This window comes from Bacteriovorax sp. As-1, from assembly GCF_058446905.1.
The window spans coordinates 1006630-1022017 of record NZ_CP184341.1 but is presented as its reverse complement, the minus strand read 5'-3'; the positions used below and the strand labels follow the sequence as shown (position 1 = coordinate 1022017).

Here is a 15388-nt window from a genome sequence, read left to right as displayed (position 1 = left end):
AAATTTGGTGGGGCAAGGCTGTATTTTCTTCAGGATAAACAAAAAAAGGCCCTCTTTCGAGGGCCCTTTTCCATCTGTTGTGCAGGTTTATTCTGCAATGAAGACCTTCTTCAGGATGTTCCCAGACCATACTCTGAATCTTTCGATATAAGAGTAAGCGGCCGGAATAACAACAAGGGTAAGAAGTGTCGAAGAGATCAACCCTCCGATGACCGCGATCCCCATTGACGTTCTTTGTTTAGAGGCTTCGTTTAGCCCGATTGCAAGAGGTAACATACCACCAATAAGGGCAAAAGACGTCATTAGGATAGGGCGTAGTCTTGCTTTACCAGAAGCGATGATCGCCTCAGCTAAAGTTTTTCCACCTTCAACTTGTTGGTGAGCGTAGTCCACCAGAAGAATTGAGTTTTTAGTAGCAACACCCAGAAGCATGATACATCCGATCATCGAGAATAAATCCAGCGATGCTCCGGTAAGTGCAAGAGCGTAGAAAGCTCCACACATCGCCAGCGGAAGAACGAGCATGATCGTAAATGGAGTCACAAACGATTCGTAGAGAGAAGCGAGTACGAAGTAAATGAACATGATCCCCAGACCTGCGGCCACAACCATATTAACCATTAGTTCCTGGAAGTTCTCAGCTTGTCCTACGAACTGGTATCTCATGTTCGACGGCATTTTGATTTCCGTCTGCATGATTCTGTTGATGTCGGTGATCGCTCCACCCATACCTGGACCATTTGGAGCTACGTCAGCTGAAAGCTGAATATAACGACCGCGATCCTGACGGTTAATGTTTGCCGGTCCTGTTGTATCAAGTGGCTTAGATACAGCATTTAAGCGAACAAGAGAGTTGTTAATGTTTGGAACATAGATACTGTTGAAAGCAGCTTTAAGATCGCGCTGGTCTTCTTTCATACGCACGCGGATGTCATACTCCTCTCCAAGCTCTCTAAAGACTGCCGGAGTTGCACCTTCTACTTGAGTTCTTAGTTCAGCACCCATTAGAGTTGTTGAAACCCCAAGTCTCTCAGCTTTGTTTCTATCCGGGATAACCTGGAATTCTGGTTTCCCTGGACGGCTTGAACTTACAACGTCAAGAAGAGCAGGGTGGTGTTTGATTTTTTCCATTAACATTTCAGAGTATTTTTCAATCTCTTTCATGTCATCACCAACGATGTTGACGTTGAATGGACGTTGTCCACCACCAACGGCATCAAAGTCTTTTACAACTGGGTTTGCGTAAGCAAATGCTTTTAGTTGCTCACGTACATTGGCCTTAACATCAGATGTTCTTACACCTGGTCTTTGCTTCGAAGGAATCAGTGTAACGAAGATATCAGCTTTTTCCGGCTGACCATTTTTATCACCAACAGTTAAAAGAGTTGAAGCCACTTCTTTGTTTTTGCGAACGGCCTCATCAACTTGTTTTGCAACTGTGTTCATCCCGTCCAAACTTGTCCCTGGTTTAAGGTCAACTGAAACCATGAACTCACCCGCATCCTGAGGAGGAAGGAATGTTTTTGGAACGTATTTAAGGGCCGCGAAACTGGCAATAAAAATAAAGAAAGATAGGATAAGAACGACGAATGGCCTTTTTAAAGTAAACTTTAAAACACCGACGTAGATATCTTCTAACCATGTCTGGAAATCGTTGAACTTGTCTAATAGAACACCAACAGTGTTATCCCAGATTCCTTTTCTTTCTCTTTTTACGCCTGGTTCATGGTGTTGGATTTTCCCAGCGAAGTAAGCTGAAAGCATCGGTGCCATTGTCAGGGCATCGAAAAGGGAAATAATCATGGCAAAACATACTGTCAGACCAAATTCTTTAAAGAACTGACCAACAACCCCGTCCAGAAATGAGATCGGAGCAAATACGGCGATAACTGTTAATGTTGTCGCGATAACGGCGAGAGTTACCTCGGTCGTACCTTCAATAGAGGCCTTGACCGGATCGGCACCCATCTCTATATGTCGGAAAATATTTTCTCGAACTACAATGGCATCATCGATCAAGAGACCTACGGCAAGAGATAGAGCAAGAAGAGTCATGATGTTAACCGTAAACCCTGCAGCTGCCAGGAGAATAAAGGCCCCCAGAAGCGAGTTCGGCAGAGCAAGACCGGTAATGATCGTTGATCTTAGAGACCCAAGGAAGAAGAATACTACGATGATCGTCAGGATGATCCCGATGATGATCGTTTCATACACGTCATAAACGTTGGCATCAATTTGCTTAGAACCATCGCGAACAATCTGTAAGCTCAGTGGTTGATTCTGTTCCTTTAAGTTCTTGTTGATTTTTTCCAGTTGTTTCTTGATTGCTTTGGCCACACCGATTGTGTTTGATCCAGACTGCTTATACACGTTTAGGATAACCGAGTTTGTCCCGTTGTAATAAGCGTAGGTCTTTCTTTCCTCAAGTGAGTCTTTGACTGAACCAACATCTTTAACAGTGATCGGAACGTCGTTCCCTAGGAAGTTAACGATTGTTGATTCAATTTCGTTGATGGTCTTGTACTCACCCAGTGTTCTAAACACTGAGTCTTTGCTTGAACCAGAGATTTTACCTGCCGGGATGTTTTGTCCTGAAATTTTCAGGCGCTCAGACACTTGAGAAGCTGAGATTTCACGCGCTTTAAGTTTATTGCGGTCTAGTTCAACTTTAATTTCTCTTTTGCGTCCCCCGAAGATTTCAACCAGGCCAACCTGGTTGACTTGCTCGAACATCGGCTTGATTTTTTTATCTACATACTGAAAGAGTTGTCCATCCGGAAGGTTTGAAGCAACAGAGATGGTTACGATGGGCTGATCGGCCGGGTCGATTTTTCTAATGACCGGCTCATCAATATCGTTTGGAAGTTTCTTTCTAGCGGCAGAAACTTTATCGCGAACTTGTTGTTCAGCGTACTTGATATCTACGTCGAGGTTGAACTCGGCGATGATGATTGAAACAGCTTCAAGGTTTTGTGAAGAGAGCTTTTTTAGTCCTGGAACGTTTGAAAGTTCTTCTTCATAAATTTTTGAAACAAGTGTCTCAACTTCTTCTGGTCCCGCACCAGGGTAAGTTGTTGTAACAGTAACGATCGGGAACGTTACGTTGGGAAAGAGGTCAACAGGAAGCTTGTTCAAAGACAGCCATCCCACGACCAGAATCACCGTTACGATACACGTAATGAAGACGGGTCTTTTGATTGATAACGAAGCCAAATTCACTTGGCACCTCCGGCACTAAAAATTTTTAATTGGGCATAAATGTTAAGTAAGTCAGTTTCAGTTTGAATTCTAAGGATTTCAGCAGAAGCGTTATCTACCTCGAAGCTCAATACCTGGAATGTTGTGGTTCTACCGTTATTTAAACGGTTTCTTTCATTCGAGGCCTTTGTTCTTTGGGCATCAGAAATTTTTTCGGCCAGGTCTAATTTGACTTTTGCATCAGCAAACTTAGTTAATAGATCATTCCACTCTCTGTCTTGATCAAAAACTTTTCTTTGGTAGTTGTACTCAGCTGCGATTTGTTCTTTTTTATAACCATCGATTGCCGAACTTGTTGTTCCAAAATCCAATGGAGTGTTAAATCTCACCCCAATCGCACTTGTCGTATGGTCTGTTTTAAACGAGTTTGAAATAGCATCCGCACGTTCAGGATCTCTGCCATTAAGAGCGTATGACCCGTAAACTTCAAAAGTTGGTCTGTTTCTTTCGATCGCTAAGGCAGCATTGGCCTTAGCAAGATTTTGTTGCTCAAGAGCAGCAAGAGTGTCCGAACGGAATTCTGCTTTTGTGGGAGGATTCAGGTCTTTTAAGTTTTTGCTGTTAACTGGATCAAGGTCTTCGCTTACTTCGCTGCTATCAATTCCTCTTAAAGAGTTGAATGATCTCTCAAGCAGGTTTTGTTGCTGAAGAGCGCTGTTTAGTTCGTATTCGCGAAGTTTGTAGTTTGAGTCGGCCTGAAGAAAGTCAGATCTTTCAGCAAGACCATTGCTTAAGCGTCTCTGGTTCCAAGATCTGATTTGCTGAGCGCGGGTAAGAATATCTTTTTGTACCTTAATAACTTTTCTTGTTTGAGAAAGAGACCAGTAGATAGACTCTGCGTTTGTCAGCGTTGTTTGAACGGTGAAGTCAGCAATGTGCTTGGCAGCTTTTGCCTGAGAGTCAATTAAGTCAGCTTGGGCCTTGTTTTCTTTACCATTCCAGTTTCTCCAAAGAGACTGAGAAAGTTCAAGTTTAGCGATACCGTCATTGAAGTCAGCAACAGGGACAAATGTCTTTCCTGCATTGTGAATTTTTGTATGGTAAAGCGTGTAGCTTAACTGGCCTTTAAGACCAAAGTTGAAATTCTGCGCAAGACCTGCTGTCACATATTGAGTGTCTGTGCGGTCTCCCTGTGTTGAAGTGTTGGCCACAGGTTTTTTGTCCACCATCATCTGTCCCTGAGCAAAAATGCTCGGGCGGAAAATCAGGCGCCCTTCTTCTTCGCGGGCCTTGGTTCCTTCTGCCACTAACTTGTTAGCAACTACACCTTGGTTTTTTTCCTCTACTTGCCTTAAGTAGTCAGCGAGGGATAGAGGAGCAGTGTAACCTAAGCTCGGTACAAGCAAAATTGCCGCGAGTAGGGACTGCAGACGATTGCGGTTCATAAATCATAGCTCCTGAGTTTTAATACCATCGAAGACAATGGTGATAAGATTATTGATAAATTGGGTTCTGTATTCTTCGTTTTTTAATGTTCTTTGATAGTATTTCTCACCGACGTGATCCACCCTAAGACTAGTTGTCAGAGAATGAAAAACAAAAGATGTAATTTGATGAGCGTCTACATCTTTTCTGATGATGCCTTTTTCCTGGGCATCGAGAAAGAAGGCGTGAAAGAGTGTATAGACCTTCAAAAAAGTCGATTCAAAAATATCCTGAATAAGTGGATTTTCGATTTCAATCTCACGGCAAATCATTTTTGTCACGTGACTGTTATCCAGTCCGTCTTTAATAAAGTCTTCAGCAAAGAGTTTGATTCGAAGTTTAATCTCTTCAACTGATTCAGCTTTTGTAAGAATTTTCTCTGATTTTTTTAAGCGTTCTTCACCGTAGTGAAAAAAACATTCGCGATAGAGGCCCTCTTTTCCGCCAAAGTGATACTTGATAGCACTGACGTTAGCACCAGCTCCCTCACAAATATCTCTGACAGAAGTTCCTTCGTATCCTTTTTCACTAAATTGCTTTTTCGCCTCATCGAGAATGAGGTCTTTGGTTTTTTCAGAGGGAAGAGGCTTCCTTCCGAAAATAAAACAGCCGGCGGCCTTGTCTTTGCTCATGGAATTCCTTTATTGCGCGCGTCAAACAATCGTTTGAAATGTTAACACGATCGTTTAAAAAAATAAAACGATTGTTTTAATATGCAATAGAAACATAGCAATAATCAGGCTTTATGGTGCTTTAAGGCAATGGAGTTGATACAGTACCTAAGTCCAGTAGGGGGAGGTCCGTCGTTAAAAACGTGGCCCAAATGAGAGTCGCACTTGGCACATCTAACTTCGATTCTAGTCATGCCGTGAGTGTGATCTTCTAAGAGTTTTACGTTTGAAGTTTTCAAGACGTCATAGAAAGAAGGCCATCCACTTCCCGAGTCGAACTTTGTCTTCGAGTCAAAGAGTTCAGCGCCACAAGCACCACAGTGATAAACACCTGGCTCGTAGAATGAGTTGTATTTTCCAGAAAAAGGACGCTCTGTTCCGCACATTCTTAGGATCTGAAATTCATCACTTGATAGTTTATCTTTCCACTCTTCGTTGTTTTCTGGTTTTTTGTTACTCATGCGCTCTCTCCAGATTTTTGTCTAATATTTTTATAAATTTTGATTCCGGCAAGCAGGATTAAAATAAAACCGACCAAAGCGACTATTCCATAAACCATATTCATTACATTTTTTAAAATAACTAAAAAGACGATAGCGAATAAAAAAATGGTAGAAATTTCGTTAATAACTCTCAATGCCATTGGAGAGAATGCGATAAGATCATGTTGCTGTTGTTTGAAAATCTTGTGCAGGAAAAAATGGTAACCATAAAGTCCCAGCACAAAGAGAAGTTTTAACATAAGCCACGGGTGCTGTGTGAGCGGTATCCATTGCGAAAGAAGAGAGCCGCCGAAAATAAAAACGGCGAAGGCCGATGGCCAGGTAATGCCATACCAAAGTCTTCTTTGCATGATTTTAAATTGTTTTTGTAAAATGCTTTTCTCTGGCTCTGGTTTTGCTCCCGCTTCGGCGAAATAAACAAAAAGCCTCGGCATATAGAAGAGTCCTGCAAACCAGGTAACGACAGAAATAATATGTAGTGATTTAAAAATTAGGTAGTTCATTCAAGTGAATTTTAGGATAGATTGCTGACTATGAATAGAGTGTTTTACATTTTTCGTCATGGGGAAACAGACTGGAACAGAGAGCGTCGCTGCCAAGGGCACACTAATACGCCTCTTAATCAGAACGGTATTCAGCAAGCCATGGAATTAGCTGAACGTATGCTCCATGTTCCTTTGGACATTGTTGTGACTAGTGACTTAGAGCGCGCATTGACGACAGGGAAAACAGTGGCCGAAAAGAAAGCGGTGCCACTCATGATTGATGCCCGTTTGCGTGAAATGAGCTACGGACAGGCCGAAGGAATGCTTTTTGAAGAGGCCATCTCTTCTTTTGGTCCGGAACTTTGGCAAAAACTCATGTCGTTTAAAAGAGAAAATGATAATGTGGGATTTCCAGGGGGAGAGACCAGGCAAAGTGCCCGCGAGAGATTTCTGGCGGTTCTTCATCATTTGATTGAAACTACTCCACATCAGGCCATTGGTATCAGCACCCATGGAGGAGCATTGAGAAATGCTCTTCACAGTTTCTTACCTGAAGACCAGCCGATGCTGGCCATTCCAAATTGTGTTTTATATCGATTGATTTACAACGGCGAAGAAAAAAAATTTATTGCAGAGTCTGAACCATTTGACTGCTTATTGGCCAAAAAAGTATGAGAAACTCTTATTCATATAGAATCTGATACCTACTTGAGCAGTTAATGTGCTCTTGCCGTCTCCCATTGGAAATTGGATGATCGAAGTGTAAAGATCCCATGTCTTTCCACTAAAAATATCAACGTTGGCACCATAAAAAATATTTGAACTACTTTTATTATCTTCAATTCCATAGCTGTTCTTAGCGGCGCTCAAAGAAGATGCGCTCATTGAGTTGGCAAAACTTTGTTTATAATTATTAACTGCGTATCCAATTTTTAAACTCAAGTGGTTATTTAAAAAGACATTCAAGTCCAGGCCAAAAGTATTTCCTTTGTGGAGAATCTGGTTAGCTGAAGAATCATGAGTTATATCAGCATCGAAAGAAAAATTTCTGTAGAAGATTCCGACTTCTACATAACTCATTTTTGATCCGAAGGCGATTCCATAAGTTGAACCTTTTGGATTAGCATTTAATGAATCAAGTTTGTCACTCTTAAATCTTCCCATTCCATAGTCAGCTCTGAAATATGTTTTTGAGTCTGAAGCTAGGAGTGCTTGAGTAAATGAGATGAATAGAAAAAACAAAATTATTTTTTTCATAGTGCTCAACTTGTCGAGACTAAGCAAAAAAACATTAGTATTCTTAAGAGAATCTAAATTTGTCGGCAAATAGTTCCAGAGAAAATCTTTGATTGAAGACTCTGCTACTATGAGAAAGTGTAAGCTTCTTTATACTTACAAGGTAGTTTGGTAGTGAAACATTTTTTGAAATTATTTTTTGTAACCCTAACTATTTGTCTAACGTTTGGATGCAAGCAAGACAAAGCAATACCGACAACATCAAGTCAATCTTATTTAATCAAACCTGGCGATATATTAGTTGTAAATATGTCATCTGATTCATTACTTCATTTTGATTCAAACGGCGTGTATAAAGGAGTGCTCTACGATGTCGACAATGTTGGTGAGTCTCTTTATGGAATTGCCTGGAAGTCGGATACAAAGGAAATCATCTTCACGGTGAATGGAGCTCCGAGAGTAGGAGCGATTTCTGTAGTTGATGGGACCTATCGAAATTTAATCACAGATGCAAACCTTTCCGGAACGCTTAGAGGTTTAACTCAAATTCCTGGCGGCGATATTTTGGTTATCGAAACATCAAACGTTGAGCGTTTTACAACCAATGGGGTTAGAAGAACTTCTGTTTCGGGTGTAACGTGGCCTAACACATTTAGTGCAACGGCAGCTCCTGAACAAATCAGTACAACTTCAAATGGTGAATTAATTCTTTGTGGATCGGCCAATGTAAACCGCTTTACGACAAACGCTGTTCGAGTTGGTGCAGCAGTTGTTTCAGCTATCGCCGGAACGACTGCAGGTAACGGTTGTGTTGAAATGAATAATGGTTCAATTGCAGTTGCTTTCAATGGAACGACTGACACCATAAGGACAGTTGGCTCGGGGATGACCCAGGCATCAATTGCAACAATTTATTCTGATCTCGCAATTCTAGCCTCACCCCGCTGGCTGACTAAAACCATTAGCGGTAATTTACTGACTGTGGATTCGGTTTTTAACCAAATAGTTGAGATTACACCTTCCGGGACTTTTGTCCGCACATTGGGCGGGGGAGTGCTGGGGACACCGAATGCAGTTTTTTCCGTACCAAATTACTAGGTTTTTTAAAAAACCATTTTCGTTCTAAGATATATCCAGCGAGGTATTTTTTATGACTTTTAAAACATTACTTTTATCTATGACACTAATGAGTGCAGTTCCTGCATATTCGGCAACAAAAAACCTTTGTGATGATATGATCGCAAGCGGAAAGTCGTCAGAAGAATCGATTAAAAAATGTTTGGCCAAATTAGGCGAGTCGGATACTTACAAAGAAAACCAGCAAAAGAAAAAGTGGCAGGAAGAAGCTGATGCTGCGAAATCATCAGAAGAGGCTGCAAGAAAAGCAAATATCGAATCGAAAAAATTCACAGCGCTTGAACTTGATGAAGCAGGATTCGGAAAAGCGTTTTATGCCATTAGAGTGGATTACGGTAATCCAAGAAAACCAAAAGAAAAGAGAATCACAGAAGGGGACGCTCTTTGTAAGTATCTTGGATATGAAAAATCACTTAAGAGTATTGTTTCAGCTGAAATCATGCCTCAGAACGCCAACAAAAACGGTCTGATCGTAGATACAAACTTCTTAGGCGTTGTCTCTAAAGAGCCAGAGCTTTATGTAGATAAAGACGAAAAATACACAGTGAGAAGATATATGGAAATCACTTGTGCAAAAGTTAAGTCTAAAGATGTGACAGGAACAGCAGAAGAGCTCTCTAAAGTGACTGAAGACCTGATTGTACTAAACCAGGAATTGAATACTCCTAAGAAAGATGAAACAGCTGGTGTAAATGATGGTCCAAGAAAGCCGGCCGGAAAAACGGAAAATGGATACAAGAGACCTGATTGGGCCACTCAATCTCCTTCACAAAGTGTTGCGAAATAATTCTTAATAGAAGGCCCGCTTAAGCGGGCCTTTTTTTTTGCCTTTTTTAAAAACGTACGCACAGCGCGAACAAGTCTTTTCCCAATGAAAACTCATTTTTGCGTACAGGTTTTACTCATCTCGTTATAAGAATTCCAATAATTCACCTTGAACCAAAGCGATCCTCCTCCTAAAATCTTCTCATAAACTTTAACCCGAAAAGGAGTTCTTAATGAAAGCAAGTCTTACACTTGTCGCTATCGCTATGACTGTTCTATTAACCAGCTGTTCAAGCTTTAAAGCTGAAAGAGTTGATGGTGCTAAGGGAGATGAGAAGGCCCTTACAATCACTGATAAATGGGTTTTAAAAGATACAGAAAACGCAGTTAAAGACATTCTTGAGCAAATCCAAAAGCACAAAGGTTTCCAAAGATACCTTGGTGAAACAAAAAGAAAACCAAAGATCTTCATCATGGAAGTTCAAAATGAAACTTCTGAGCCATATTTCCCAATCGCAGACATGAACGACGAACTTCTTAACGAATTCTCTGCTTCGGGAGAATACACAATTATCGATAACCAAGGTCGCGATAAAATCTTAAAAGAAGTTAAGTACCAGGCAGAAGGTATGGTTGATCCAGCTCAAATGGTTCAAATCGGAAAACAAACAGGTGCTGACCTTATCATCCTTGGTGCTGTTCGTATGAATCCAGAATCAAGAGATGGAAGAACAATTAAGCAATATACAGTTAACATGAGAATGACGAATCTTAAAACTTCTGAAGAAGTTCTTCGCGTACGTTCAAAAGCACAAAAATACTCTGAGCAAGCTAAGTCTGGTTGGTAATCAATGAAAAAATTGAATGCACTTTTAGTATTTTCACTTGTTCTCTTGGCCGGCTGTTCGAGTAACCATAAAGCGATTTTAAAGTACCGCGAAATGGTCCAGAAGAAAGATTACAAGTCTGCTCTTGAAATGATGAAGGGTGATTCGATTTATAAAGATGAACAATCAAGGCTGTTAAAGTTTTTGGAACTGGGTACTCTTCACTTGTACAGTGGAGAGTATTACCAGGCCCTGCAGTACTTTGATCGTGCCCGCGATTTATCAGACAAACTGTTCACCGTTTCTATTTCTAAAAAAATTGCTGGAACCATTGGTAACGAAGCCTCGGACAATTACTATGGGGAGAGGTATGAACGTTCACTGATTCGCTATTACACTATCCTTGCTCACTACAATCTGTATGAGAAAGGTGTATATGAAGCTTATACGGACGAAGAGCGTGACGATAAAGGTATAGTTCTTAAGTCGACACCAATGCCGGAAGTTGTTCTTGATGACGCCAAAAAAAGATTCCACCTGACAGCTGCGAAGTCTGTTCTTTTAGAGTGGAATTCTATTCTTGAAGATATGAAGAAAACAACAGCAGGTGAAGTGACTTATAAAGACGATTTACTCGCGAAGTTTGTGGGAGCTGTTTTACACGAGAAAGCAGATTCAACGGCAGATCGCCAGATCGCTTTGAGCCTTTACAAGGAATCGAAGAATACAGTCTTTAGGTATTACAACAGCTATCAAAGTTTTAATACGAAATACGTTGACTTCAACAAAGACTATAAAAAACTCTCGAGTCTGGACACAAAAGCTGTGCAAGATGGATATGTGAACTCAACACCTCTAAGCCTTGCAGTCACGAGTTATGCTGATGAACAAGTGAAAGAGTGGGGGACAAAAGACAAGGATAACGTCTATCTTGTTTGGCATGAAGGTACTATTTCTCCAAAGGAAATCAAGAAATACGATTTTCCTATCGGGCTGACGGCCGTCACTGTTAAGAGCAATGAGAAAATGGACTTTGTTGGTTTTGCCAAGCAAGCATTGGCCATCTCTGATATGGCAGACCCCAAAGTTGAATTTGAAATGCCGGTTATTCCATACCGTCCTAACAATGAAGACTTTAAGATGATCGTAAAAAAAGGCGGAAAGACTGTTTTTGAAAAGCCGGCCCTGTTGATGGACCCTCTTTCTGAAATGGCCTTTTACACTCTTGATTCAAAAGCGGTCTCTGACTTGGCCAAGACGGGAGCGAGAGTTGTGGCCAAGCACTTAACTGCACTTGGAGCTTCTTTTGCTACTTACAAAGGACTTAAAGATAAGATGGGAGATGGAATTGCGATGTTGTCGGGAGTTGGGGCCTACAACCTGGCAGCTCGTGGGATTGCAGAGTCGGAAAAAGCTGACCTGCGTTCATGGCTGACATTGCCAAATCAGGTGAGAATGAACTCGTTCAAGCTTTCTCCTGGTGAGTATGAGCTCTACACTTTCAATGGAGTCACAAAAGCAGAGACTTTAGTAGGAAGATTTAATGTAGCAGGCGATGAAAAAGTGGCCTTAAAAACTTTCTTCTAGTCCAATGAAAGAGCTTCATTTGACTAATATTCACATCATTTCAAGTATAATTGCTATCTGTGCCCTCATTCCTCTTTTTGCCATGAAAAAAGGTGGGAGAGGGCACATCTTTTTGGGATATGCTTACACACTCTTCTCATTCATCACTATTGGGGTGATTCTGACCGGCTACGGATTTTTTTATACCGGTCGCTATATGAATGAAGGGGTCTTGCCTTTTTCAACAGGCAGGCTCTCAGTCCTCGTTGAAGCGGTTTTATACCTGACCCAGCTTCTGGCAGGAGTTTTATTCATTCAAAAAGGCAATTGGCCAGCTCGCTTTAAAACTCAAAAAACATTCATGGGGCTTAATCTGGCGGGCATTATTGCCGCTCTTCTTTTGATTTATAATCTCTATCTTGAAAAGAGTACTTTGAGTGCCGCTTTCTGTGGTGTCGTTCTCTTGAATCATGTTGTGCTTTTTATCTTTGGCATTTTTATTTTTGAAATGATCAGAAAAAATCCAGAGAGAAAAGAAGAAGGTTTAATTATCATTCACTCTAGTCAGATAACGAGCAGTGCGATTCTTTTTATTTTTATGGGGATTGCAGGAACGTTGGGAAATTTAATCTTTGGGATGGACTTGAAGTTCAATATGAAAACAACTCTAGCTTTTCCAATTTTAGACGTATTGATGATTTGGTGGTTTGTGAAAAGGCATCCGCAATTTTTAGAGAGAGAAAAGTAGCCTGAGCTAAACCCAGGCTGCCATTTAAAAACAATTAGAAACTTTCTTGCATTCTTTTTTCAACAGATTCTTTTACCTGCTTAATCATTCCAGCATCACCTGACATTTCTTTTTCCAGCATCGTCATCATGTTTGCTTGAAGTTTATCCAGGTTTTTTCTTGGAACAGAAAGAACGATAAAGCACTTATATGGGTTTTGCTCGTTTTCACCTTCTACTTTAAACCAAGTTTTGTCGATCATCTCAGCGCCAACAATCATGTTCTTGCTTTGAGTTTCGATCATTTTATTGAATTCAGTATTCGTGTTCGTTACGGCCATTGCTCCGGCCTGTTTAACGACTTCACTTACTTGCTCAGAAATTTCTGAAGAAGCTCTTGTTCTTGCCATGTTGTAGCAGTTAGGAACCAGGTCAGCTTTACCAACAGAAGCTTGAGTGACGAAGTAAGCATTGTTTGGCTTGTCTTCATCGTCATTATAGTGTTCTCTTAGTTTTTCGATTTTGTATCCACCATCCATTGTCCAGAATGGTCTTGTGCTTTCACCTGAAGATGTCAGGGCAAGCTCTTTACCATCATACTTTTTTTGAGCAGAAGAGCACGAAGCAAGTAGCGCCATCGCTGCTACGATTAGTACCTTTGAGTTCATAGGATTCTCCTTTAAAATTTCAAATCACTAGGATATTCAACACTGAAATTAGAAAAAAATAAACCAAAACTTATACTTTTCACATGCAGCTTGCGTACAGTTTAAAGCGTAAAACTCAACTATAATGGCCTTGCCATCTAGCATCAGTATTGAAGTATTTGCTAAACGAACTTATGCTTTAGGGGACCTTAACTATGAAGAGAGGAAATATGAAACTAGTAAATGGACTATCTGCTCTTATTTTAACAGCTACAGCACTGGGAAGCGCTTATGCAGGTGACTGCGACCGCGACCAGCTAATGAAAGGCTACACACCGTCATCTAATATGATCTTTGGTATCGGGATCAGTACTGATAAAGATAAAATCAAAGGCAAAGAAGAGGCTAAGCAGCGCGCTTACCAGGACATTGTTTCTCAACTGCGCTCGAACGTAGAGTCGTCGATGTCTCTTGATGAAACAGACAAGTCGACTGCCTATAAAGGTATTATTAACGTATCAACTAACGTTGATAAGGTGATGGGAATCAAGTTTTACAAAGAGGCAAAAGATTCCAACAATACGACTTGTATGGCCTACACTTTTGACGTTTCTGCTGCTCTAGTAGATGCCGAAGGTTTTATGAAAGTGCTGGATAAAAAACTAGAAGACGTCATGGCCGCTCAAAGAAAGAAAGACTTTATTGAAGTGGTAAGACGTTATGACATTGCTAAAAAAGATTTAGAGGCCAATGAATGGGCGATCCTTCGTGCTGATATGTACAAAACTTACTTAAATAAGCCAGGAGCTTCTTGGTGGGAAAAATTTAAGACATCTGAAGTTGACCTGGATAAAACTTATGATGAAGCAAAACGCAGCATCGTTTTCTTTATCGACGAATTCCCAAAGTATGATGAAGTGGCCCTGGATGCAGAATCAATGTTAGGTGGAAAAGGGTTTACAGCTCAAGTAGGTGGAACAAAACCGAAGTCAGGGATTGAGATTGTTTTTAAAGAAGCAGGAATTCCAAGAAAAACAAAAACAGCTCTAGGATTTACGATTGTCTATAAATTTGGAGTGATTGTTAAAGATATCGCCACAGGAAGAACTCTTGGGACAAACAAGGGAGCGACTGTTCAAGGTTTCTCAACTACAGATAGCGAAGACGATGCCATGGCATCAGCTTCAAAACAAATGTCTCTAAACGTTTTAGACGCTATTAAAACAGCGATCCCAGGACTTATTCAGGAATAAATTATGAAAAAATATTTGTTATTAGCTCTACTGACAAGTTTTTCACTGCAGGCGCAGACGTTGGAAACGCATATTAATGATAGCGTAAAGCCCCTTGGTAAAATACTGGAAGGTAAACGCGGCAAGGTTGTACTCGGGACTTTTAAAAGTGTGAAAGCAACTGATACGTGCGCTCCAAGCAAAGCAGTGAATTCAAAAATCAATGCCGCGTTGGCTCGCGCCGGTGTTAAAACCACTCTTTCAACCAGAGCAGTAGGAATGGATGCTGATCAGGCCGAAATCTCTCGTGTGACTAAGCTTTCAGGTGGATCTTATATTGTGCTAGGAACTTATGAACTTTCAGGGACAAAATTTAAACTGGACTGTGCGGTGTATGACCACAATGGAGCAAGCGTTGGTGCTTGTGAAGAAGTGACTGCAGCTACATTAAGCCAGGAAGTCGCGGATTCAATTAACTGTCCAAAAGAAGAAAAACCGGCAGTTGAAACTCCAAAAACGGAAGTGCCAAAAACTGAAGTAGAAAGTGGAGATCTTCAAGTGAAGAAAATTGATGATTACATTTGCTCTATCATTCACAAAGAATACGACCTGAAGAGAATGGTGGCGAACCTTTATGAAAAAAAATACTACTCACTTGAAGATCTTAAAGGTGTGAGAAAGAACACTGTTGAAGACGCTCTTGATGTGAGAAAAGAGTATTGCGTGACTCTAGGGAACTTTGTGGTCTGTACGGACTACTGGGATGGCTCTGGGGCACAGGTTTTTCTTGGAGATACAACGGCATTGGGAGCTACAAAAATCCTAAGCTGGAAGCACCCGGATAAGTCGCAAGTTAAAGATGCGGCGAGATGCTTGAAAAAAGATGATAATTGGTGGAATCCATAAAATA

At 40.9% G+C, this 15388-nt stretch carries 15 protein-coding genes; 8 read left to right on the top strand and 7 right to left on the bottom strand.

Annotated features, from left to right (window positions below):
* Positions 1–87: 87 nt before the first annotated feature.
* The 5 genes from ACN20O_RS05160 to ACN20O_RS05140 form a co-directional block, all read right to left on the bottom strand.
* The gene (locus tag ACN20O_RS05160) at positions 88–3219 is read right to left on the bottom strand and encodes an efflux RND transporter permease subunit (protein ID WP_491637850.1); all 3132 of its coding nucleotides are present in this window, start codon (positions 3217–3219) and stop codon (positions 88–90) included.
* On the bottom strand, positions 3216–4643 hold the full coding sequence (locus ACN20O_RS05155; protein WP_491637848.1) for a TolC family protein: 1428 nt from the start codon (positions 4641–4643) through the stop codon (positions 3216–3218). The genes ACN20O_RS05160 and ACN20O_RS05155 overlap by 4 nt, the downstream gene beginning before the upstream one ends.
* Before the next feature lie 3 nt (positions 4644–4646).
* A complete protein-coding gene (locus ACN20O_RS05150; protein ID WP_491637846.1) occupies positions 4647–5315 on the bottom strand; it encodes a TetR family transcriptional regulator in 669 nt (222 codons plus the stop codon).
* Positions 5316–5419: 104 nt separating this feature from the next.
* Positions 5420–5815 carry a peptide-methionine (R)-S-oxide reductase MsrB gene (msrB, locus tag ACN20O_RS05145; RefSeq protein WP_102244855.1) on the bottom strand — a complete coding sequence of 132 codons (396 nt, stop codon included), beginning with the start codon at positions 5813–5815 and terminating at the stop codon, positions 5420–5422.
* On the bottom strand, positions 5812–6360 hold the full coding sequence (locus ACN20O_RS05140) for a CopD family protein (RefSeq protein WP_491637843.1): 549 nt from the start codon (positions 6358–6360) through the stop codon (positions 5812–5814). The genes msrB and ACN20O_RS05140 overlap by 4 nt, the downstream gene beginning before the upstream one ends.
* Before the next feature lie 30 nt (positions 6361–6390).
* Between ACN20O_RS05140 and ACN20O_RS05135 the strand changes: the two genes are divergently transcribed.
* Positions 6391–7017, top strand: coding sequence for a histidine phosphatase family protein (locus ACN20O_RS05135; RefSeq protein WP_491637841.1), 627 nt, complete (start codon positions 6391–6393; stop codon positions 7015–7017).
* Here ACN20O_RS05135 and ACN20O_RS05130 read toward each other — a convergent pair.
* Entirely contained in the window at positions 6997–7599 is a 603-nt protein-coding gene (locus ACN20O_RS05130) for a hypothetical protein (protein ID WP_491637839.1), read from the bottom strand. The genes ACN20O_RS05135 and ACN20O_RS05130 overlap by 21 nt on opposite strands.
* A 288-nt stretch (positions 7600–7887) precedes the next feature.
* Here ACN20O_RS05130 and ACN20O_RS05125 point away from each other — a divergent pair, with 288 nt between their 5' ends.
* From ACN20O_RS05125 to ACN20O_RS05105, 5 genes are all read left to right on the top strand, one after another.
* On the top strand, positions 7888–8676 hold the full coding sequence (locus ACN20O_RS05125) for a hypothetical protein (protein ID WP_491637837.1): 789 nt from the start codon (positions 7888–7890) through the stop codon (positions 8674–8676).
* 52 nt (positions 8677–8728) lie between these two features.
* Entirely contained in the window at positions 8729–9502 is a 774-nt protein-coding gene (locus tag ACN20O_RS05120; protein ID WP_491637835.1) for a hypothetical protein, read from the top strand.
* 211 nt (positions 9503–9713) lie between these two features.
* Positions 9714–10328: an LpoB-related protein gene (locus tag ACN20O_RS05115; protein WP_102244849.1), complete on the top strand. Its 615-nt coding sequence runs from the start codon at positions 9714–9716 to the stop codon at positions 10326–10328.
* A 3-nt stretch (positions 10329–10331) separates the two neighbouring features.
* The gene (locus ACN20O_RS05110; protein ID WP_491637833.1) at positions 10332–11894 is read left to right on the top strand and encodes a COG3014 family protein; all 1563 of its coding nucleotides are present in this window, start codon (positions 10332–10334) and stop codon (positions 11892–11894) included.
* A gap of 19 nt (positions 11895–11913) precedes the next feature.
* The gene (locus ACN20O_RS05105; protein WP_491637831.1) at positions 11914–12621 is read left to right on the top strand and encodes a hypothetical protein; all 708 of its coding nucleotides are present in this window, start codon (positions 11914–11916) and stop codon (positions 12619–12621) included.
* Between the two features lie 34 nt (positions 12622–12655).
* On the opposite strand, the gene ACN20O_RS05100 is transcribed toward ACN20O_RS05105, so the two are convergent.
* Positions 12656–13267, bottom strand: a complete 612-nt coding sequence (locus ACN20O_RS05100; RefSeq protein WP_491637829.1) for a hypothetical protein — start codon at positions 13265–13267, stop codon at positions 12656–12658.
* Between the two features lie 209 nt (positions 13268–13476).
* On the opposite strand from ACN20O_RS05100, the gene ACN20O_RS05095 reads away from it, so the two are divergent.
* Together ACN20O_RS05095 and ACN20O_RS05090 are read left to right on the top strand one after the other, a co-directional pair.
* Positions 13477–14499 carry a hypothetical protein gene (locus ACN20O_RS05095; protein WP_491637827.1) on the top strand — a complete coding sequence of 341 codons (1023 nt, stop codon included), beginning with the start codon at positions 13477–13479 and terminating at the stop codon, positions 14497–14499.
* Positions 14500–14502: 3 nt separating this feature from the next.
* Positions 14503–15384: a hypothetical protein gene (locus ACN20O_RS05090; protein WP_491637825.1), complete on the top strand. Its 882-nt coding sequence runs from the start codon at positions 14503–14505 to the stop codon at positions 15382–15384.
* Positions 15385–15388 lie beyond the last annotated feature (4 nt).

What these genes read in the sequence shown, in the direction of transcription:
- ACN20O_RS05155 (WP_491637848.1), bottom strand. Translation starts at nt 4,643, where the DNA reads ATGAACCGCAATCGTCTGCAGTCCCTACTCGCGGCAATTTTGCTTGTA.
- ACN20O_RS05150 (WP_491637846.1), bottom strand. Translation starts at nt 5,315, where the DNA reads ATGAGCAAAGACAAGGCCGCCGGCTGTTTTATTTTCGGAAGGAAGCCT.
- msrB (WP_102244855.1), bottom strand. Translation starts at nt 5,815, where the DNA reads ATGAGTAACAAAAAACCAGAAAACAACGAAGAGTGGAAAGATAAACTA.
- ACN20O_RS05140 (WP_491637843.1), bottom strand. Translation starts at nt 6,360, where the DNA reads ATGAACTACCTAATTTTTAAATCACTACATATTATTTCTGTCGTTACC.
- ACN20O_RS05135 (WP_491637841.1), top strand. Translation starts at nt 6,391, where the DNA reads ATGAATAGAGTGTTTTACATTTTTCGTCATGGGGAAACAGACTGGAAC.
- ACN20O_RS05130 (WP_491637839.1), bottom strand. Translation starts at nt 7,599, where the DNA reads ATGAAAAAAATAATTTTGTTTTTTCTATTCATCTCATTTACTCAAGCA.
- ACN20O_RS05125 (WP_491637837.1), top strand. Translation starts at nt 7,888, where the DNA reads ATGTCATCTGATTCATTACTTCATTTTGATTCAAACGGCGTGTATAAA.
- ACN20O_RS05120 (WP_491637835.1), top strand. Translation starts at nt 8,729, where the DNA reads ATGACTTTTAAAACATTACTTTTATCTATGACACTAATGAGTGCAGTT.
- ACN20O_RS05115 (WP_102244849.1), top strand. Translation starts at nt 9,714, where the DNA reads ATGAAAGCAAGTCTTACACTTGTCGCTATCGCTATGACTGTTCTATTA.
- ACN20O_RS05110 (WP_491637833.1), top strand. Translation starts at nt 10,332, where the DNA reads ATGAAAAAATTGAATGCACTTTTAGTATTTTCACTTGTTCTCTTGGCC.
- ACN20O_RS05100 (WP_491637829.1), bottom strand. Translation starts at nt 13,267, where the DNA reads ATGAACTCAAAGGTACTAATCGTAGCAGCGATGGCGCTACTTGCTTCG.
- ACN20O_RS05095 (WP_491637827.1), top strand. Translation starts at nt 13,477, where the DNA reads ATGAAACTAGTAAATGGACTATCTGCTCTTATTTTAACAGCTACAGCA.
- ACN20O_RS05090 (WP_491637825.1), top strand. Translation starts at nt 14,503, where the DNA reads ATGAAAAAATATTTGTTATTAGCTCTACTGACAAGTTTTTCACTGCAG.